The sequence below is a fragment of the Amycolatopsis sp. CA-161197 genome, from assembly GCF_050942255.1.
Lineage (GTDB): Bacteria > Actinomycetota > Actinomycetes > Mycobacteriales > Pseudonocardiaceae > Amycolatopsis.
On the sequence record NZ_CP192059.1, the window covers coordinates 4,054,094 to 4,072,789 of the forward strand.

An 18,696-nucleotide genomic window follows, 5' to 3' on the forward strand; every position below is an offset into this window, starting at 1 on the left:
GTCCACGGCAGGTTCTAGCGTAGCAGGAGATCACGACCAGGGAGCTGATTCCTCATGAAAACCCGTGCGGCACAAGCACTTTCCCGTCCGCTGACCCTCGGCGGGCTGACCCTGCCCAACCGCGTCGCCATGGCGCCGATGACCCGCGCCTTCTCGCCCGGCGGCGTGCCCGGCGAAGACGTCGCCGCTTACTACGCCCGCCGCGCGGCCGGCGGCGCGGGCCTGGTGATCACGGAGGGCGCCTACGTCGACCACCCCGTCTCCGGCCAGCACGACCGGGTGTCCCGGATGTACGGCGACGACGCCCTGGCCGGCTGGGCCCGCGTCGTCGAAGCCGTCCACGGGCACGGCGGGCTGATCTTCCCGCAGCTCCAGCACGTCGGAATGGCCCGCAAACCCGGCGAGCCACCCCACCCCGGTACGCCCGCCATCGGACCCTCCGGCGTGCCGATGCACGACGCAGGCGAAGGCCGCACGATGTCCCAGCGCGACATCGACCAGGTCGTCACCGCGTTCGCCGAAGCCGCCGCCACCGCCGAACGCCTGGGCTTCGACGGGGTCGAACTGCACGGCGCCCACGGCTACCTCATCGACCAGTTCCTCTGGCCCGGCACCAACCACCGCACCGACGCCTACGGCCGCGACCTGCGCTCCCGCACGCGCTTCGCGGCCGAGGTCGTCGCCGCGGTACGCCGCGCGGTCTCGCCCGGATTCCCCGTCGTGGTGCGGTTTTCGCAGTGGAAGATGACCGACTACGACGCCCGCATCGCCGACGACCCCGAACAGCTCGGCGTGATCCTCGGCGCGCTCGCCGACGAGGGCGCCGACGCCTTCCACGCCTCCACGCGCCGCTACTGGGAACCCGCGTTCTCCGGGTCCGACCTGAACCTGGCCGGCTGGGCCAAAAAGCTCACCGGCAAGCCCGCGCTCTCCGTCGGCTCGGTGGGCCTCGACACCGAATTCACCGCGAACCCCGCCCAGGCCCGCAAGACCGGCATCGAAGGCCTGCTCGACCGCCTGGAAGCCGACGAGTTCGACATGATCGCCGTCGGCCGCTCCCTGCTCGCCGACCCGTCGTGGACCGCCAAGATCCTCGCCGGCCGCGAAGGCGAGATCGTCCCCTTCACACCGGCCGCGCTCGGCGCCCTGCACTGAACGGCTTACGGCACGTCCAGCACCAACGTGGCCGGCTCGCCGTGCACCGAAGCCGCGCGGCTCACACAGGTGCACAGGTGGTCGTCCTGCGCGTGCTGCTCCGGGCTCAGGAAAACGTCGCGGTGGTCCACGATTCCGGTGCAGCCCAGCACTTTCACCTCGCACAGCCCGCATTCGCCGCGGCGGCAGTCGGACATGAGCTCGGCGCCCGCGGCTTCCAGCGCGTCGAGCAGGGACCGGTTCGCCGGAACGGTGGTGCGCAAGGACAATCTCGGGATCTCGACCACGAACTCCTCGGCCGGGTGCCGGCCGCTGCTGCCGAACGTCTCGAACCGGAAGTGGCTCGCCGGCCGGCCCGCGGTGTGCCAGGCCGACCGAAGCGCCTCCAGCAGCCCGATCGGCCCGCACACGTACAGCTCGTGTCCTTCGGGAAGGTCGGCGACGAGCCGGTCCGGGTTGATCACCCGGCCCTCGTCCTTGGCCACCACGTCCACCCGCGGATGGTCGAGCTGGTCGAGGAACGCCATCGTCGCGCGGCCGCGGCCCGCGTAGACGAGGCGGACGTCGGCGTCCTGCGCGACGAGGGTGCGAAACATCGGCAGCAACGCGGTGATGCCGATGCCGCCGGCGACCAGCGTGTAGCCGGGGCGGCCGCGGGTGAGCGGAAAGGTCTGCACGGGCTCGGTGACGCGCAGGCGGTCTCCGGCGGTCAGCCCGTGCAGGTAGCGGGAGCCGCCGGAGCTGGTGGCGCCGAGCCGGATACCGAGGTCGATCGTGCCGGCCTCGGGGTCGTGGGCGACGACGGAGTACGACCGCGTTTCGTCGCGGCCGTTGAGATGGACCACGACGTCGACGTGGCTGCCCGGCGCGGCGTGTACGCGCTTGCCCAGTTGGAGCCGGAGCGAACGGACGCCCTCGGCGGCCTCGGTGGCCGCGACGACCGTGGCGGTCAGCCGGCGCGGCGCGGTCATCGGCTTCCCGCAACGGAAGGCGCCGGCCGGCCGGTGGTCTCGGCGTCGATCAGCGCGTCGATCGCGTGGCGCGCCCACATGCCGCCCGCGTCGATGTTGAGGTTGGCGAAGTCGTGCCCGGGGTTCTCCGTGAGGGCCTGCTGCTGCGCCTCGATCATCGCTTCGTCCTCGCTGAACACCCGCGCGACGCCCTCGCGCAGCAGCGTCGTCACCTGCTGGTCGCACAGGTGGTAGTCGCGGGCATTGGCCCAGAAGTAGTTGCTGCGGGTGCGGGTTTCCGGCGTGACGGTGTTGATGATCCGGTTCGCGACGCCCTGGCTGCGGTCGCCTTCGGGGGCGCCGGTGCCGGCCTTGGCGACGCCGACGTCGATCGTGATGGTGCACGGCGCCTCGAACCGGATGATCTGCCAGCGGTCGACGAGCCCCGTCCAGCCGGGGAAGACGCGGTTCAGCTGCGCGGCCCAGAAGTTCGGCGCCGAGACGCCCAGCATCCACTTGGTGGCCGTCACGGTCCGGCCTTCGTGGGCCACGTCGAGCCGCTCGTGGTTGATTTCCTCCTGGTGCAGGGAACTCGTGTGCACTAAGGCCTCGTGGGTGAGGTCCATGAGGTTGTCGACGACCAGCCGGTAGTCGGCGGCCAGGTGGATCACGCCGCCGTCGCCGGCCCACTCCGGGTCGAGGTTCCAGTGCAGGTCCGGGATCAACGCCGGATCGGCCTTCGCCGGGTCCCCAGGCCAGATCCAGACGAACCGGTGGCGTTCGACGGTCGGGTAGGAGCGCACGCAAGCGCTCGGGTTGATCGTCTGCTGGGCCGGCATGAACGTCGCGCGGCCGTCGCCGTCGTAACGGATGCCGTGGTAGCCGCACGCGACCTCGTCGCCTTCGAGGCGGCCGGTGGACAGCGGCACCAGCCGGTGCCAGCACGCGTCGGCCAGCGCGACCGGGGTGCCGTCGAGCCGGCGGAACAGGACCACCGGCTGGTCGGCGACGCGGAGGGGCCGCAGCGTCCGGCCGATCTCGTGGTCCCAGCCGGCCGCGTACCAGGCGTCGAGGGGGAAGGACGGGCGGTCCGGATCGTCGAGGCGGGCGGGCTTCGTCATCGAAAGTCCCTTCGCTGGGCATCGGGTGCTGCGGAAGATCGAGTGCTGCCAATGCGTCTCGCTGCCGCCACGAGAATCGTCAGCATACTGATGAAAATCGCATCTGCCGACGGCCGGTGTCAAGCATTCTGCTGGAGGCGAGTGCTGGGGCGGTCGTCGGCTGATCCGCGTAGTCGTCCGTATGCAGATCGACTCGGCGGCCGGCCGCAGCGCGGGGTGCAGCCGGACGAAAGTCACCCGGACGGGGGTCTGTTGGCCGTCTCGCGTGGGGGTCCGCTGCGGTTACAGTCCGGGGTGCCGGCAGACCGACGAAGGCGGGGAACCCATGGCAAGCGCGTCCACCGATCTGGTCGTCGGGGTCGACGAGAGCGACTCGTCGCTGATGGCGGCGCGCTGGGCCGCGCGGATGGCCCGCGAGCGCCGCCTCGGGCTGCGGCTGGTGCACGCCGTGGACGAGATTCCGGTGACGTACCCGCACCGCGCGCCGACGTATGAGGACGCGCAGCGCGTCGTCGGCGAACGCGGTGAGCGCGTGCTCAGCCGGGCGCAGGCCGCCGTCGCCGAGGTGGCGCCGGAGCTGGTCGTCGAGGCCGTGCTGCGGCCGGAACAGCCGGCGTCGGCGCTGCGTGCCGAGTCCGCGTCGGCCGGGATGCTGATCCTCGGCTCGACGGGGCTGCACCGGCTCGGCCGGTTCGTGCTGGGCTCGGTGTCGGTCTCGCTCGCTTCGCACGCCGAGTGCCCGGTCGCGTTCGTGCGGCCCCACGTCGCCGAGGAGGCGCCGCCGGTCGACGGCCCGGTCGTGGTCGGCGTGGACGCCACGCCGGTCGGGGAGGAAGCGATCGGCGTCGCCTTCGAGGAAGCGTCGTGGCGCCGGACTCCGCTCCTCGCCGTGCACTGCTGGAAGGAAGGCTTCCTGGCGTCGGTGTTCGAGGAGTCCGGCTCGTCCGCCGACGCCGACGCCATCGAGGCCCACGAGCGGGAACTGCTCGCCCAGCGCCTCGCCGGGTGGCAGGCGAAGTACCCCGACGTGCAGGTCGAGCGCCTGGCCGTGAAGGAGAAGCCGGCCGACGGGCTGCTCGACTTCGCCGACCAGGCGCAGCTGCTGGTCGTCGGCAGCCGCGGCCGCGGCGGGCTCGCCGGCCTGGCGCTCGGGTCCACCAGCCAGAGCCTGATCTCCTACGCGCTGTGCCCGGTGCTGGTGGTGCGCGGGAACCGTCCGGCGGATTCGCAGGACTGACGGATTCTCCGGAGCCGGCCCGGCGTCGTCGCTACGATCGACGCGCTTCGCTGTCCGTCGCACCGCCGTCGCGGTCCCGGCCCTGGAGTGTCCACTGTGGAGACGGCCGATCCGCGGGCGATTCGCGACGCCATGCTCCACGCGGTGCCCAACCGCGCGACCGACGCCGCGTTCGACCCGCACGCCGAACCGCGCGAAATGCTGGCACCACTGGGTTTCACGCCCGAGCACAGCGGCGGCGCGATCACCTTCCTCAAGCGCGCCCCGCGGCTGCCCAGTGCCATCCGCATCGGCCGGCCGACAGCGGTCGCGCTGACCCAGCAATCAGCGCTGTACCAGGGCGTCACCGAGAACGTCACGCTCTCGCGCTTGCCGAGCAGATCCGGCGCCGGCGTGGCCTCGACGAGGTGACGTGGCGGGGGATTGCCGGTCTCGTCACCGAGCGGCTCGGGCTGCCGCACAGGGCCGACCAAATCGCCGGGCGGCGGCTGTGCGAGGACGCGGCCCGGGTGCTCGGTGAGGACCCGGATCGCGAACCTGGGAACTAGCGTCGCCTCCGAACCGCCCGGACCGCTGAGCGGCGTCAGAACCAGTGCAGGCAGTGCGGCTCTCGGTCGCCCCGGAAAAGCGCGTCGGCGACGGCCGCGGCTTCGGGGTGGTGCGCGTGGATGTGGCCGGCGCGGACGAGGGTGCTGGGGGTGGTGCCGCCGAGGTAGAGGGAGCCGAGGTCGCGGATGTCGAGGGACAGGTCGGGGGTGCGGTCCGTGGGGACGCACTCGGCTTTGCCGTCGCGGACGGTGAGGAGGTGGCGGGCGCGTTCGGCGAGGAAGGGGTCGGTGACGTCGAGGACGAGCTCGCCGTCGGTGAACCAGCCGCGGGCGGTCAGGGCGCGCGGGACGTCCAGCAGCCGCACCCACAGCCAGTCGTCGTCGCGGGCCTCGCCGGCGCGGAAGTCCGCGAGCTGCCAGCGCAGCGGGTGCCAAGGCGGGACGTGCTTGAACACCACGCTCTTCACCAGGTCGTGGCCGAGCACGAAGCGGGCCAGGGCGGTGAAGACGGCGTCGTCGGTGGCGATGGTTTCGTCGACGGCCAGCGTGCCGGGCTCGCCGAGCGAATAGCTGGCGTAGCCGTCCGGGGTCCCGTCGGCGTCCCGGTGCACGGCGATGTACCGCGGCGCCGCGGTGATCGGCGGCTGGCCCGCGCGCAACGCCCACCACCGGTGCGGCCGGGACAACGCACCGGGCTGCGCGCGGCGGTAGCGGTCGTAGACGTCTTCCAGCAGGTCGCCGCACTCGTCGCGCTTCAGCACCTCGACCGAGCCGGTGTCGGCCGGCGCCTGGGCGCGCGGCGCGGCGAGCGCGGCCTGGTGGCGTGCCACCGTCAGCTGCCCGGTGTAGGTCGCCGGCCCGTAGCCGAAGCGGCCGTAGATCGTGGCCTCCGACGCGAGCAGCACGGACAGGAACTCCCCGCGCGCCCGCAGCTCGGCCAGCTGGTGGCGCATCATCGCGCTCAGCACGCCCCGGCGCCGATGCGAAGGCAGCACCCCGACGGACGTGATCCCCGCCGCCGGCACCACGACCTCACCCGGCAGCGTGAGCTCGAACGAGTAGGCCGCCGCGGTCCCGACCGGCCGCCCGTCCGCCAGGGCCAGCACCCCGCGGTCCATCTCGAGCGCCGACCACCACAACCCGCCGCCACCGTCGGCGGGCGTTTCCGGGAACCGCGCGAACGCGGTGTGGACGGTGTCGACGAAGACGTCGAAGTCCTGCTCGGTCGTGGTGCGGATCTCCACTGCGTGCGTGTCCACCGTGGCGGTCTCCCCGGGAGTCGTGGCTGTCGCGCCACAGTGCATCGGCGTCGGAAGGCCGGGTCAACCGAATTACCGGCACCGTCCGGGGGCACCGGAGCCCGGATGAGCAGCCGGACCGTACGCCCGTCGATGCCGACGTCTCGATCTCCGCCGAGCTCGGCGAGGGCCGCGGATCTCGCTCGGGGCACCGGCGTTTGTACCCCGCGAGCCGCGGGTAGTCCGACGTGCCTCCCGCCGGGGAGGTGGTGATCGACAGGAGGAGCTTCGATGATCGCGTTGCTGGGGATTCTGCTGGTGGTCTGGCTCGTGTGCGTGGTCTTGGGGGTCGTGATCAAGGGCTTGTTCTGGCTGGTGGTCGTCGGCGCGGTGCTGTTCGTGGCGACGGCGGTGATCGGGTTCGTCAAGCGCAGGACCGTCGGCAGCCGCTGACCGGCGCCGGTCCACACGGGACGGTTCCGGCGGCGGGACCGGTCCCGCCGCCGGCCCCTTAACCTCCGACCCGTCCGGAGGTCGAGCGGGAACGGGGGAGCGGGCATGGCGGACCGTCCCAAGGTCGAGGTCGTCGGCGTGATGGTGGGGGTGACGGCGGGGATCCTCAGCGATCCGCTGGTGCCGTGGTGGCTGTTCCTGCTGATCGCCGCCGGGGTGGCCGCGCTCGCCGGGGGGATCGTCGCGCAGGCGGTGTCCGGCCTGCCGTCGGTGCGGCCCGCGGCGCTCGCGGGCGCGACGGTGTTGTTGGGTCTCCTGGGCGGCCTGGCCGGTGTCGCGGTCGCGGGCTCCCGGGCGAACGCGTGGCAGGACGTCGCGATCCTGCTGTCCGGCTACGTCGTGCTGCGCCTGGCCGGCGCCACCGCGGACCGCCTGGGCGCGGGCACCAACGTCTCCCTGATCGCGTCCCTCACCGGCGAGGCCGTCGCCTTGGCCACGGTGCCGCTGCTGCTCGCGGGCCACCCCCGGCTCTCGGTCTGGGCGGTCGTCGGCATCGGCGTCGGTGTGGGCTGGCTCGAGGGTGCCGTCACGGCGATCGCGTTGTCACCCGGCCGGACCGCGGCGGAGGAGGACTAGGCCCGGCTCCGTCGAGGGCTGAGCAGGAGGTCCGCTCGCCGGACGCTGCGTAGCATGGGCTCGGACGTGTTCTCTCGCGTGGAAGGAACCCCGGGTTGTCGCCGCCTACGAGCCAGCTGTCGAGCGCGGGCGAGGCGACCCCGGCGGACCCGGGTCCGGCCCCGGCGGGCCGGTTCGGGTGGCTGCGGCGGTGGGCCTTCGCGCTCGTCGGGTTCGCGCTGCTCGGGCAGATGGCGTTCGCGATGGTCACCACGGCCGTCGAGCAGACCCCGACGATCGACGAGCCGGTGTACGTCGGCGCGGCCGTCGTCTACCTCGACCAGCACAGCCTGCGGTACAACCCGGAGCACCCGCCGCTGGGCAAGCTGATCATCGCGTCCGGCCTGGCCTTCGCCGACGTGCACCTCGACCCCGCGTTCGCCGGTGACGAAACGCAGCTCGGCCGGCGCGTGCTGTACGAGTCGGGCCAGGACCCCGGCCACCTGATGCTCCTGGCCCGCCTGCCGATGATCGTGCTGACGCTGCTGTTCGGGCTGGTCGTCTTCGCGTTCGCGCGCGACCTGGCCGGCCCGGTCGGCGGGCTCATGGCGCTCGCGTTGTACACCTTCTCACCCGACGTCATCGCGTACGGCTCCCTGGCCACGCTCGACGTGCCGATGGCCGGGTTCCTGCTGACGTCGGCCTGGCTGGTGTGGCGGGCCCGGCACCGGCCCCTGCGGTACCTCCCGCTGGCGGGACTCGCGCTGGGCGCGGCGATCGCCACGAAGATGAGCGCCCTGCCCGCGGTTCCGGTGGTGCTGTTCCTGGCGGCGCTGTCGGTGTGGCAGTTCCGTCGCGGCTCCGGTTTTGGCCCGAAACGGACAGCGGCCGAGCTCGTCGCGACGGTCGTCGGCACGGGGGTGATCGCCGTCGCCGTCGTCTGGGCTGCCTACCTCGCCGTCGATCCGCGGTTGCGCTGGCAGGCACCGCCGGGCCTGCCGACGCTGCACGGCCTGCGCGCCCTCGCCGACTGGCTGCCGGTGCCCGCGCCGTACCGCGACGGCATGCACCTCCAGTTCGGCTTCGAAGACCAGGTGTGGAGCGGCTTCCTCTTCGGCCGCCTCTACTTCGGCGCCCTCTGGTACTACCTCCCGGCTGCGATCCTGGTGAAGACCCCGCTCGGCACGCTGGCGCTCTGGCTGGCCGGGATCGTGGTGCTGCTCGCGATTCCCCGGCTGCGCCCCGCCGCGCCGTACCTGCTCGTCCCGTCCGCCGTGCTGCTGGCCGCCGCGATGACCGGCAGCCGCGACTTCGGTGTCCGGTACACGGTGTTCCTCCCGATGTTCCTCGCCGTCGCGGCCGCCGGCGTCGTCCTCCTGCGCCGCCGCTGGGCCCACCTCATGGCGGCGGCGCTGGTCGTCTTCACGGCCGTCAGCTCACTGCTGACCTTCCCGTACTACCTGCCCTACTCCAACGAGGCCTTCGGCGGCCCGGCCCAGACCCACCTGCGTCTGCACGACTCGAACGTCGACTGGGGCCAGGACCTCGGCCGCCTCGCCGACCGCCTCCACACGACCTACCCCGGCGAGCCCGTCTGGCTGATCTACAAGGGCAGCGGCGTCCCGGCGTTCTACGGCATCGCCGCCGCCGACCCCCTCCGCGTGCCGCCCGATCAGGTCCACGGCCTCCTCGCGGTCTCCGACTCCTCCATCGCCAAGGCCGACGCCCACCTGAAGGCCCTGCTGGCCACCAGCACCCCGATCGACGAGGTCGGCCACTCGATCACCATCTTCCGCCGGCCGTAGACCCGGTCACGGCCCGGGCTGCACCGACGGTGTGAACGTGGGCGGCGTCGCGGCCGGGTTGGGGAGTGCCGAGGGCGTGGTGACCGGTTCGTCCGCGGGACCGGTGTTGCCCGTTTTCGTCCCGAGTACGGGGCCGAGACCGGGCACCTGGCCCGAAGGACGAGCGTTGATCGGTTGTTTGTAGACGTCGGCGTCGCTCCGGGAGCTGCCGGAATTGCCGCTGGTGTGCTTCGGCGACTGAATTGCCCCGGACCCGTGTGCATTGTGGACATCCACGGGGTCGGCGTGCGCCGGCTCACCGGACGCGGTCACCGCGGGCGAAAGGGGCTGGGGCGGCGGGGAAACGGGTTTCGACGCGACTGGAGCCGAACCCGCGGCGGGCGCTGCCGGAGTCATCGGCGCCGGGTCTCCGCCGGTCACCAGCCCGGCTGTCACGGCGACCGCCGCACCACCGAGCACGAGCGCAGCCGCCGTCGCCATGACGAGCTTTCTTCGAGGCACGACACGGGATCCAACATCGCGGCCGTGGGGTGTCAAGGTTCGAATCGTGATCCGGCAGCCAGGCGGACACCCCGCCTGGCTGCCGCACCCGCGCACCCGTCCAGCTCCCGCCGCGTCCAGCACTCCACAGTGGACGCACGTCGGCCCCTAAGCGGTACCCCGGCGTTTCGTCCAGATGTCGTACGCGACGGCCGCGAGCAGGACCACGCCCTTGACCAGCATCACGCGCTCGCTCGGGGCGCCGATCAGCGACATGCCGTTGTTGATCACGGCCATGATGAGCCCGCCGGTGATCGCGCCGACGACCTTGCCCACGCCGCCCTGCACGGCGGCGCCGCCGATGAACGCGGCGGCGATCGCGTCGAGCTCGAAGTTCACGCCGGCCGTGGGACCGGCCTGGTTCAGTCGGCCGGCGAAGATGATCCCCGCGAGCGCGGCCAGCACGCCCATGTTCACGAAGATCCAGAACGCCACCGACTTGACCTTGACGCCCGACAGCGTCGCGGCCTGGAGGTTGCCGCCGACCGCGTAGATGTGGCGGCCGAACACCGAACGCCCGGCGACGAGCGAGTAGCCGACCACCAGCACGGCCAGCAGGATCAGCACCCACGGCAGGTTCTTGAACCGCGCGAGCTGTACCACCACGGCGAGCACCAGGATCGCGGCGCCGGCCACCTTCGCGACGAACACCGGGTACGGGTCCACCTCCTGCCCGTACCCGAGCCGCGCGGAGCGCTTGCGCTGCTGGGTGATCGCGATCGCGGCGACGGTGAGCACGCCGACGATGAGGCTGACCAGGTCGGCGCCGCCGAGCGGGCCGAGGCCGATGTTGCCGAGGTAGCCGTCGGTGAAGCCGTTGGACAGCGTGCGGATCGCGTCGGGGAAGGGGCCGATGCCCTGGTTGCCCAGCACGGTCAGCGTCAGCGCGCGGAACGCCAGCATGCCCGCCAGCGTCACGATGAAGGCCGGGATGCCGAAGTAGGCGACCCAGTACCCCTGCCACGCGCCGATCACCGCGCCCGTCACCAGGGTGATCAGCACCGCGAGCGGCCACGGCACGTGCAGGTTGACCATGAGCACCGCCGAGACGGCGCCGGTCATCGCGACCACCGACCCGGCCGAGAGATCGATGTGGCCGGAGATGATCACCAGGATCATGCCGATCGCGAGGATCAGCACGTAGGAGTTCTGCACGATGATGTTCGAGATGTTCTGCGGCTCGAGCAGCGCGCCGCCGGTGAGCACCTCGAACAGCACCACGATGAGGGCGAAGGCGACGTAGATCCCGCTCTGGCGCGGGTTGATCGAGATCCGCCTGCCCGGGGTGGCGGCCGGGGGCGCGGCGGGCCGGGCCGTGTCCGTTGTGGTCATGGGCGTTCCTTCGTCATGTACTGCATCAGCAGCTCCTGGGTGGCGTCCTCGCGGGCGACCTCGCCGGTCACCCGGCCCGCGGACAGCGCGTAGATCCGGTCGCACAGGCCGATCAGCTCCGGCAGCTCGGAACTGATGACCAGCACGGCCTTCCCTTGCGCGGCAAGGGAGTTGATGATCGAGTAGATCTCGAACTTCGCGCCGACGTCGATGCCGCGGGTCGGCTCGTCGAGGATCAGGACGTCCGGGTCGGTGAAGATCCACTTGGCCAGCACGACTTTCTGCTGGTTGCCGCCCGAGAGCTTCCCCGTCACGCTGCGCACGGTCGGCGCCTTGATCCGCAGGTCCCGGCGGAACCGTGCGGCGGTGTCGTGCTCGGCGTGCTCGTCGACCCAGCCGCGGCGCGCCAGCTTGCCCAGGCCCGCGGCCGAGACGTTGCGCTGCACGTCCTCGATCAGGTTGAGCCCGTAGCGCTTGCGGTCCTCGGTGGCGTAGGCGATGCCGTGGCGCACCGCGTCGCGGACCGAGCGGACGTCGATCGGCACGCCGTCCTTGATCAGCCGGCCCGAGATGCCCGTGCCGTAGGAATGGCCGAACACGCTCATCGCCAGCTCGGTCCGGCCCGCGCCCATCAGCCCGGCCAGGCCGACCACCTCCCCGCGCCGCAGCGTGAGGTTGGCGCCGTCGACCACGACCCGGCCCGGCTGGGTCGGGCTGTGCACGGTCCAGTCCTCGATCCGCAGCACCTCGTCGCCGATGTCCGGCTCGCGCGGCGGGAAGCGGTGCTCCAGGTCCCGCCCGACCATGCCGGTGATCAGCCGCTCCTCGGTGAGCCCGGCCGCGTCGAGGGTCTCGATCGTCCGGCCGTCGCGCAGGATCGTGACGGTGTCGGCGATCGCGATCACCTCGCCGAGCTTGTGGGAGATGATCACCGACGTCACGCCGTCGGCGCGCAGCCCGCGCAGCAGGTCGAGCAGGTGCGCGGAGTCGTCGTCGTTCAGCGCGGCGGTCGGCTCGTCGAGGATGAGCAGCTTCACCTGCTTCGACAGCGCCTTCGCGATCTCCACGAGCTGCTGCTTGCCCACGCCGAGGTCGCGCACCGGCGTGACCGGGTTCTCCGCGAGGCCGACGCGCCGCAGCAGCTCGCCGGCCTCGTGGTTGGTGCGGTTCCAGTCGATGAACCCGCGCCGCGCCCGCTCGTTGCCGAGGAAGATGTTCTCCGCGATCGAGAGCTGCCCGCACAACGCCAGCTCCTGGTGGATGATCACGATGCCGCGGCGTTCGCTGTCCCGCACGGAGCCGAACTCGCACGCCTCGCCGTCGAACCGGATCTCGCCGTCGTAGCTGCCGTGCGGGTGCACCCCGGAGAGCACCTTCATCAGGGTCGACTTCCCGGCGCCGTTCTCCCCGCAGATCGCGTGGATCTCCCCGCGGCGCACGGAAAGGGTGACGTCGGCGAGCGCGGTGACCCCGGGGAAGGTCTTCGTGATCCCGCGCATGCCGAGCAGTTCCGTCATTTCAGCTGACCCGCGGTGTAGTAGCCGGAGTCCAGCAGCTCCTTCTGGTAGTTGGTCTTGTCCACGACCACGGGCTGCAGCAAGTACGAGGGCACGACCTTCTTGCCGTTGTTGTAGTCGGTGGTGTTGTTGACCTCCGCCTTGCCGCCCTTGAGCACGGTGTCGGCCATCTTCACCGTGACGTCGGCGAGCTTGCGGGTGTCCTTGAACACCGTCGAGTACTGCTCGCCGGCGATGATCGACTTGACCGACGCGACCTCGGCGTCCTGGCCGGTGACCACCGGGTAGGGCTGGCCGGCGGTGCCGTAGCCGTTGCTCTTGAGCGCCGAGAGGATGCCGATGGACAGGCCGTCGTACGGCGAGAGCACGCCGTCGACCTTCGCGCCGCCGCCGTAGGTCTTGGTGAGCAGGTCCTCCATGCGCCGCTGCGCGGTGGCCGGGTCCCAGCGCAGGATCGCGGTCGGCGCGAACGTCGTCTGGCCGCTCTTCACCACGAGCTTGCCACTGTCCATGAGCGGCTTGAGCACGGACATGGCGCCGTTGAAGAAGTACGTCGAGTTGTTGTCGTCGGGCGAGCCGCCGAACAGCTCGATGTTGAACGGGCCGGGACCGGTGCCGAGGCCCTTCACCAGCGAGGTGGCCTGCTCCACGCCGACCTTGTAGTTGTCGAAGGTCGCGTAGTAGTCCACGTTGGGGCTGTTGAGCAGCAGGCGGTCGTAGGCGATCACCGGGATCTTGTGGTCGGCCGCCTCCTGCAGCTGGGTGGTGATCGCGGTGCCGTCGATGGAGGCGATCACCAGCAGCTTGGCGCCCTTGGTGATCTGGTTCTCGATCTGGTTGACCTGCGTGGGGATGTCGTTCTCGGCGTACTGCAGGTCGACCTTGTAGCCGAGCTTCTCCAGCGCTGCCTTGATGTTGTCGCCGTCGTGGATCCAGCGTTCCGACGACTTCGTCGGCATGGTGACGCCGATCAGCGCCCCCGCCGACGAGCCGGCGGCCGGCTGCTGGTCGGCCGTCTTCACGCTCGAACCGCAGGCGGCCAGCGTCAAAGCCAGCGCCGCGACGGTGACCCCTCGGATTCCTCGGATGAACTTCATTGTTCGTGCTCCTTTCAGAAGCCCTGGGCGAGCCGGTGGTAGGCCTGGTTCCAGCGGATCCGGTCGGCGAACCCGGAGGTGGTGGTGCCGGCGTCGATGGTGAGGAGCTCGACGCCGAGCAGGTCGGCGAAGTCGCGCAGCGTCTCGACCGGCACCGCCTGGGTCAGCACGGTGTGGTGCGGCGCGCCCGCGGTGATCCACGACTCGGCCGACGTGGCGAGCGACGGCGCCGGCCGCCAGACCGCGCGCGCGACCGGCAGGCTGGGCAGCGGCTCGTCGGGCGGGACGACCTCGATCTCGTTGGCCACCAGGCGGAACCGGTCGCCGAGGTCGGCCAGGCCGAGCACCACACCGGGGCCGGGGGCGGCGTCGAACACGAGCCGCACCGGGTCCTCGCGGCCGCCGATGCCGAGCGGGTGGATCTCGCACGACGGGCGGGCGGCGGCGATGCTCGGGCAGACCTCGAGCATGTGCGCGCCGAGGATCTTCGGCTCGCCCGGCCCGAAGTGGTAGGTGTAGTCCTCCATGAACGACGTGCCGAGGCCGGTGCCGGCCCCCATCGCCTTCACCGCGGCGAGCAGGGCCGAGGTCTTCCAGTCGCCTTCGCCGCCGAAGCCGTAGCCGTCGGCCATCAGCCGCTGCACGGCCAGCCCCGGCAGCTGCCGCAGGCCGCCGAGGTCCTCGAAGTTCGTGGTGAACGCGCCGAAACCGCCCTCGGCGAGGAACCGCCGCAGCCCCAGCTCGACTTTCGCCGCGTACCGCAGGGACTCGTGGCGGGCGCCGGATTCGGCGAGCTCCGGCGCCAGGTCGTAGGCCGACGCGTACTCGGCGACCAGCTCGCCGGTGTCCTTTTCGGACGCGCGGTCGACGAGCTCCACGAGGTCGTTCACGCCGTAGGTGTTGACCGAGACGCCGAAGCGCAGCTCGGCCTCGACCTTGTCGCCTTCGGTCACGGCGACGTCGCGCATGTTGTCCCCGAAGCGCGCCAGCCGCAGCTCCCGCAGGTGGTCCGCGCCGATCGCGGCCCGCGCCCACGCGTCGATCCGCGCCACGACCACCGGGTCGCCCGCGTGCCCGGCAACGGTCTTGCGCGGCACGGAAAGGCGGGTCAGCACGTGGCCGAACTCCCGGTCGCCGTGCGCGGCCTGGTTGAGGTTCATGAAGTCCATGTCGATGGACTGCCACGGCAGGGCTTCGTTGAGCTGGGTGTGCAGGTGCAGCAACGGTTTGCGCAACGCGTCGAGCCCGCCGATCCACATCTTCGCCGGCGAGAAGGTGTGCATCCACGCGATCACCCCGACGCAGGAAGTGTCGGCGTTGGCTTCGAGCAGCAGCCGGCGGATCGCGGCGGCCTCGGTCAGCACCGGTTTCCCGACCAGCTCGGCCGAAAGCCGTCCGGTCGAGGCCAGCAGCCGCTGGATCTCCAGCGACTGCCCGGCGACCTGCGCCAGCGTGTCCTCGCCGTAGAGCGCCTGGCTCCCGGTGAGGAACCAGACCTGGGGTTTGTTCTGCGAAGCCATTTCTCTCCTCGTCGGGTGCGCCGGCCGGGCTCAGCGCTGGCCGTAGACGTTCTGGTAGCGCGCGTAGAGGCGGTCGACGTCCTCGGGCGGCAGCGGCGCGGGCGCGCCGAGCTCGAAGGCCTTGTGGACGGTCCGGGCCACGTCCTCCACCAGCACCGCCGCCTTCACCGCGTCGCGGGCGGTGCGCCCGACGGTGAACGGGCCGTGGTTGCGCATGAGCACGGCGGGGGAGCGGCTGGCCCGCAGCGTCTCGACGATGCCGCGGCCGATGGAGTCGTCGCCGATCAGCGCGAACGGCCCGACCGGGATCTCCCCGCCGAACTCGTCGGCGATCATCGTGAGCACGCACGGGATCGGCTCGCCGCGCGCGGCCCACGCCGTGGCATACGTGGAGTGCGTGTGCACGACCCCGCCGACCTCGGGCAGGTGCCGGTACACGTAGGCGTGGGCGGCCGTGTCGGACGAGGGCGCGAGATCGCCGTCGCGCAGCCGCCCGTGCAGGTCGGTGACGACCATGGTGTCGGCGGACAGCTCGTCGTAGGACACCCCGGACGGCTTGATCACCATCAGCTCGCGCCCGGGCACCCGCGCCGAGACGTTGCCCGCGGTCCACGCGACCAGCTCGTTGCGGGTCAGCTCGCCGTGCAGATCGGCCACCGTCTGGCGCAGTTCGGCGACGGTGCCGAGCAGTTCGTCGGTCAGCGACATGTCAGGACTGTCCTTTCCGGCCGGGGGCGGCGGCGTGGCGACGGGCCGCGAGGCGGTGCAGCACGTCGCTGCCGCCGCGGCCGAAGTGGTCGTGCAGCTCGCGGTAGTCGGCGTAGAGCTCGTCGTAGGCGCGGACGTGGGCCGGCACCGGCCGGTACACGTCCCGGTGGACCGAGCCCATCGCGCGGGCAGCCGCGGCGATGTCCGGGTGGGCGCCGGCCGCCACCGCGGCGTGGAGGGCCGAGCCGAGCGCCGGTCCCTGCGCGGACCCGATCACCGACAGGGGCAGGTTCACCACGTCGGCGTAGAGCTGCATCAGGAAGGCGTTGCGGACGAGTCCGCCCGCCACGACCAGCTCGGTGACCGGCACCCCCGAGTCCCGGAAGGCTTCGACGATGGTGCGGGTGCCGAACGCGGTGGCCTCCAGCAGCGCCCGGTAGGTGTCCTCGGCGCGGGTGGCCAGCGTCTGGCCGACGACGACGCCGGACAGCTCGTGGTCCACCAGCACGGAGCGGTTGCCGCTGTGCCAGTCGAGCGCGACCAGCCCGTGGGCGCCGATTTCCTGGCCGGCGGCCAAGGTCGTGAGGTGCTCGTGGAGCGAGACGCCCGCTCGTCGCGCGTCCTCGTGGTAGCCGGGCGGCACGCCGTGCTCGGCGAACCAGGCGAAGATGTCGCCGACCCCGCTCTGCCCGGCCTCGTACCCCCACAGCCCGGGCACGATCCCGCCGTCGACGACCCCGCACATGCCGGGGACCTCGCGCAGCTCCTCGGCGTTGAGCACGTGACACGTCGAGGTGCCCATGATCGCGACCATCCGGCCGGGTTCGACGGCCTGCGCGGCGGGCGCGGTCACGTGCGCGTCGACGTTGCCGACCGCGACGGCGATGCCTTCCGGCAGCCCGGTCCACGCGGCCGCTTCGGCCGTGAGCGAGCCGGCACGGTCGCCGAGGCGCCCGAGCGGCCGGTCGAGCTTGTCAGTTACGAAGTCCGCGAAGCCGGGGTTCAGCTCGCGCAGGAAATCGGCACTCGGGTACTCGCCGTCCTGCAGGATGCCCTTGTACCCGGCGGTGCAGGCGTTGCGGACGTAGTGGCCGGTCAGCCGCCAGACGATCCAGTCGGCCAGCTCGACCCAGTGCGCCGTCGCCGCGTAGACGGCCGGCGCCTCCTCGCACACCTGCAGCGCCTTGGCGAACTCCCATTCCGACGAGATCCGTCCGCCGTAGCGGGGCAGCCACTTCTCGTCGCGGGCCCGTGCGAGCTCGGTGATCCGGTCGGCCTGCGGCTGGGCGGCGTGGTGGCGCCACAGCTTCACGTACGCGTGTGGCTCGCGCTCGAACTCCGGCAGCTCGCACAGCGGCGTTCCGTCCACAGTGGTCGGAACCACCGTGCACGCGGTGAAGTCGGTGCCGAGGCCCACGACGTCGGCGGGGTCGGCGCCGGCGTCGCGCAGGGCGGCGGGAACGGCGGTGCGCAGCACCTCGACGTAGTCCGAGGGGACCTGCAACGCCCAGTCCGGCGGCAACGGCTCGCCGGTCGCGGGCAGCGTCCGGTCGACGACGCCGTGCGGGTACTCGTGCACGGCGGTGCCCAGCTCGGCGCCGTCGGAGACCCGCACCACGACGGCGCGGCCCGAGAGCGTGCCGAAGTCGACGCCGACCACGAGAGGCTCGTGGATGTTAGCGCTAACATTCGGAGAGTGCGGGGACACGGGGTTCTCCTTCGGTGGGGACCGCGCTCAGCGTGGTCCGGTGCTCTCCCGGACGATCAGCTCGGGCTCGACCAGGTGGCGCACGTGCTGGTCGCCGCCGCCCATCCGCTCGGTCAGCAGCCCGAACGTGCGCCGGCCGACTTCGATGAAGTCCTGGCGCACCGTGGTCAGTGGCGGCGTGAAGTACGCCGCCTCGGGGACGTCGTCGAAGCCGGCCACGTGCACGTCCGCCGGCACGCCGATGCCGGCCTCGGTGAACGCGCGCAGCAGCCCCAGCGCCATCTGGTCGTTGGCGGCGAACACCGCGTCCAGCCCGCCGGGCACTTTCTTGGCCAGCGCCCGCCCTGCGGCGTAGCCCGAAGCCGGGCTCCAGTCGCCGCGGACGACGGGTGGCACCTCGGCGCCGTGGCGCTCCAGCGTCTCGCGCCAGCCGCGTTCGCGTTCGAGCGCCTCCAGCCAGTCCTCCGGCCCGGCGATGTGCCACACCGTGCGGTGCCCGAGCGCGAGCAGGTGCTCGGTGGCGCGGCGGGCCCCGTCGTACTGGTCCACGGAGATCACCGGAACCGGCGCGCCTTCGCCGCCGCCGACGGCGACGACCGGGACCGCCGAGGGCACCCCCGCCAGCGCTTGCCCCGCCGTGACGTGCGGGGCGATCACGACGATCCCCTCCACCGCCTGGCGGCGCAGGATCTCCACCGCGTCCGCGATGGACGACCGGCCCGGGCGGCTCACGCTCGAGATCGTGATGGCGTAACCGGCTTCCCGGGCGGCGTTCTCGATGCCGTGCAGGGTGCTCGCGGGTCCGTACAGATTGGACTCGAGCGCGACGACGCCGAGCGTGCCGGACCGGCCCGTGACGAGCGCGCGGGCCGCGGAGTTGGGCCGGTAACCCAGCTCCTCCACCGCGGCCATGACCCGCGCCCGGGTCTCGGGGCGGACCGGGCCCGTGCCGTTGATGACCCGGGAGACGGTCATGTGGGAGACACCCGCGAGGCCGGCCACGTCCGTGAGGCTCGCCTGCCGGTCGCCGGCCGCTCCTGCTGACACTTCGTCACCGCCTTCCTCGTCCGGGTGGTCCGCGTCACTCTTTCCGGCGCATAGTGTTAGCGATAACAGTCACCCGGTCAAGACTCGGCTGGGTCACGACTGGGT

General features: G+C 71.9%; 17 protein-coding genes. 6 read left to right on the plus strand and 11 right to left on the minus strand.

What is annotated here, in order from left to right; genetic code table 11:
* The first annotated feature begins 54 nt into the window (after window positions 1–54).
* A complete protein-coding gene (locus ACQPXB_RS19385; protein WP_432854099.1) occupies window positions 55–1,155 on the plus strand; it encodes an NADH:flavin oxidoreductase in 1,101 nt (366 codons plus the stop codon).
* A 5-nt stretch (window positions 1,156–1,160) separates the two neighbouring features.
* Here ACQPXB_RS19385 and ACQPXB_RS19390 read toward each other — a convergent pair whose 3' ends face one another.
* Entirely contained in the window at window positions 1,161–2,126 is a 966-nt protein-coding gene (locus ACQPXB_RS19390) for a PDR/VanB family oxidoreductase (protein WP_432854102.1), read from the minus strand.
* Entirely contained in the window at window positions 2,123–3,226 is a 1,104-nt protein-coding gene (locus ACQPXB_RS19395; RefSeq protein WP_432854105.1) for a Rieske 2Fe-2S domain-containing protein, read from the minus strand. The genes ACQPXB_RS19390 and ACQPXB_RS19395 overlap by 4 nt, the downstream gene beginning before the upstream one ends.
* A 325-nt stretch (window positions 3,227–3,551) precedes the next feature.
* On the opposite strand from ACQPXB_RS19395, the gene ACQPXB_RS19400 reads away from it, so the two are divergent.
* A complete protein-coding gene (locus ACQPXB_RS19400) occupies window positions 3,552–4,463 on the plus strand; it encodes a universal stress protein (RefSeq protein ID WP_432854108.1) in 912 nt (303 codons plus the stop codon).
* A gap of 87 nt (window positions 4,464–4,550) precedes the next feature.
* The gene (locus tag ACQPXB_RS19405) at window positions 4,551–4,874 is read left to right on the plus strand and encodes a hypothetical protein (protein WP_432854111.1); all 324 of its coding nucleotides are present in this window, start codon (window positions 4,551–4,553) and stop codon (window positions 4,872–4,874) included.
* 172 nt (window positions 4,875–5,046) lie between these two features.
* On the opposite strand, the gene ACQPXB_RS19410 is transcribed toward ACQPXB_RS19405, so the two are convergent.
* Window positions 5,047–6,270: a GNAT family N-acetyltransferase gene (locus tag ACQPXB_RS19410; RefSeq protein ID WP_432854114.1), complete on the minus strand. Its 1,224-nt coding sequence runs from the start codon at window positions 6,268–6,270 to the stop codon at window positions 5,047–5,049.
* 270 nt (window positions 6,271–6,540) lie between these two features.
* Here ACQPXB_RS19410 and ACQPXB_RS19415 point away from each other — a divergent pair, with 270 nt between their 5' ends.
* The 3 genes from ACQPXB_RS19415 to ACQPXB_RS19425 all read left to right on the plus strand — a co-directional run bounded on the left by ACQPXB_RS19415 (window position 6,541) and on the right by ACQPXB_RS19425 (window position 9,122).
* The gene (locus ACQPXB_RS19415; RefSeq protein ID WP_366578608.1) at window positions 6,541–6,702 is read left to right on the plus strand and encodes a hypothetical protein; all 162 of its coding nucleotides are present in this window, start codon (window positions 6,541–6,543) and stop codon (window positions 6,700–6,702) included.
* A 105-nt stretch (window positions 6,703–6,807) separates the two neighbouring features.
* Window positions 6,808–7,338: a hypothetical protein gene (locus ACQPXB_RS19420; protein ID WP_432854118.1), complete on the plus strand. Its 531-nt coding sequence runs from the start codon at window positions 6,808–6,810 to the stop codon at window positions 7,336–7,338.
* 95 nt (window positions 7,339–7,433) lie between these two features.
* Window positions 7,434–9,122, plus strand: coding sequence for a phospholipid carrier-dependent glycosyltransferase (locus tag ACQPXB_RS19425; RefSeq protein ID WP_432854121.1), 1,689 nt, complete (start codon window positions 7,434–7,436; stop codon window positions 9,120–9,122).
* A 6-nt stretch (window positions 9,123–9,128) separates the two neighbouring features.
* On the opposite strand, the gene ACQPXB_RS19430 is transcribed toward ACQPXB_RS19425, so the two are convergent.
* The 8 genes from ACQPXB_RS19430 to ACQPXB_RS19465 all read right to left on the minus strand — a co-directional run bounded on the left by ACQPXB_RS19430 (window position 9,129) and on the right by ACQPXB_RS19465 (window position 18,591).
* Window positions 9,129–9,602, minus strand: a complete 474-nt coding sequence (locus ACQPXB_RS19430; RefSeq protein ID WP_432854124.1) for a hypothetical protein — start codon at window positions 9,600–9,602, stop codon at window positions 9,129–9,131.
* 168 nt (window positions 9,603–9,770) lie between these two features.
* A complete protein-coding gene (gene mmsB, locus ACQPXB_RS19435; RefSeq protein ID WP_366578614.1) occupies window positions 9,771–10,994 on the minus strand; it encodes a multiple monosaccharide ABC transporter permease in 1,224 nt (407 codons plus the stop codon).
* Window positions 10,991–12,511 (minus strand): multiple monosaccharide ABC transporter ATP-binding protein, encoded by a 1,521-nt coding sequence (mmsA, locus tag ACQPXB_RS19440; protein ID WP_366578616.1) that lies wholly within the window; start codon window positions 12,509–12,511, stop codon window positions 10,991–10,993. Before mmsA ends, mmsB begins: the two co-directional genes overlap by 4 nt.
* Window positions 12,508–13,608, minus strand: a complete 1,101-nt coding sequence (gene chvE, locus ACQPXB_RS19445) for a multiple monosaccharide ABC transporter substrate-binding protein (protein ID WP_366578618.1) — start codon at window positions 13,606–13,608, stop codon at window positions 12,508–12,510. Before chvE ends, mmsA begins: the two co-directional genes overlap by 4 nt.
* Before the next feature lie 14 nt (window positions 13,609–13,622).
* Window positions 13,623–15,128 carry an L-arabinose isomerase gene (gene araA / locus ACQPXB_RS19450; protein WP_432854128.1) on the minus strand — a complete coding sequence of 502 codons (1,506 nt, stop codon included), beginning with the start codon at window positions 15,126–15,128 and terminating at the stop codon, window positions 13,623–13,625.
* A gap of 30 nt (window positions 15,129–15,158) precedes the next feature.
* Window positions 15,159–15,836 (minus strand): L-ribulose-5-phosphate 4-epimerase, encoded by a 678-nt coding sequence (locus ACQPXB_RS19455; protein WP_366578621.1) that lies wholly within the window; start codon window positions 15,834–15,836, stop codon window positions 15,159–15,161.
* Window position 15,837: 1 nt separating this feature from the next.
* Window positions 15,838–17,511, minus strand: coding sequence for a ribulokinase (araB, locus tag ACQPXB_RS19460; RefSeq protein ID WP_432856699.1), 1,674 nt, complete (start codon window positions 17,509–17,511; stop codon window positions 15,838–15,840).
* A gap of 60 nt (window positions 17,512–17,571) precedes the next feature.
* Window positions 17,572–18,591, minus strand: coding sequence for a LacI family DNA-binding transcriptional regulator (locus ACQPXB_RS19465; protein ID WP_386955335.1), 1,020 nt, complete (start codon window positions 18,589–18,591; stop codon window positions 17,572–17,574).
* Window positions 18,592–18,696 lie beyond the last annotated feature (105 nt).

Bases quoted from the DNA above. Each gene is read 5' to 3' on its own strand.
- ACQPXB_RS19420 (WP_432854118.1), top strand. From the start codon at position 6,808: ATGGCGGACCGTCCCAAGGTCGAGGTCGTCGGCGTGATGGTGGGGGTG.
- ACQPXB_RS19455 (WP_366578621.1), bottom strand. From the start codon at position 15,836: ATGTCGCTGACCGACGAACTGCTCGGCACCGTCGCCGAACTGCGCCAG.
- ACQPXB_RS19385 (WP_432854099.1), top strand. From the start codon at position 55: ATGAAAACCCGTGCGGCACAAGCACTTTCCCGTCCGCTGACCCTCGGC.
- ACQPXB_RS19400 (WP_432854108.1), top strand. From the start codon at position 3,552: ATGGCAAGCGCGTCCACCGATCTGGTCGTCGGGGTCGACGAGAGCGAC.
- ACQPXB_RS19430 (WP_432854124.1), bottom strand. From the start codon at position 9,602: ATGGCGACGGCGGCTGCGCTCGTGCTCGGTGGTGCGGCGGTCGCCGTG.
- mmsA (WP_366578616.1), bottom strand. From the start codon at position 12,511: ATGACGGAACTGCTCGGCATGCGCGGGATCACGAAGACCTTCCCCGGG.
- ACQPXB_RS19390 (WP_432854102.1), bottom strand. From the start codon at position 2,126: ATGACCGCGCCGCGCCGGCTGACCGCCACGGTCGTCGCGGCCACCGAG.
- chvE (WP_366578618.1), bottom strand. From the start codon at position 13,608: ATGAAGTTCATCCGAGGAATCCGAGGGGTCACCGTCGCGGCGCTGGCT.
- ACQPXB_RS19395 (WP_432854105.1), bottom strand. From the start codon at position 3,226: ATGACGAAGCCCGCCCGCCTCGACGATCCGGACCGCCCGTCCTTCCCC.
- mmsB (WP_366578614.1), bottom strand. From the start codon at position 10,994: ATGACCACAACGGACACGGCCCGGCCCGCCGCGCCCCCGGCCGCCACC.
- ACQPXB_RS19415 (WP_366578608.1), top strand. From the start codon at position 6,541: ATGATCGCGTTGCTGGGGATTCTGCTGGTGGTCTGGCTCGTGTGCGTG.
- araA (WP_432854128.1), bottom strand. From the start codon at position 15,128: ATGGCTTCGCAGAACAAACCCCAGGTCTGGTTCCTCACCGGGAGCCAG.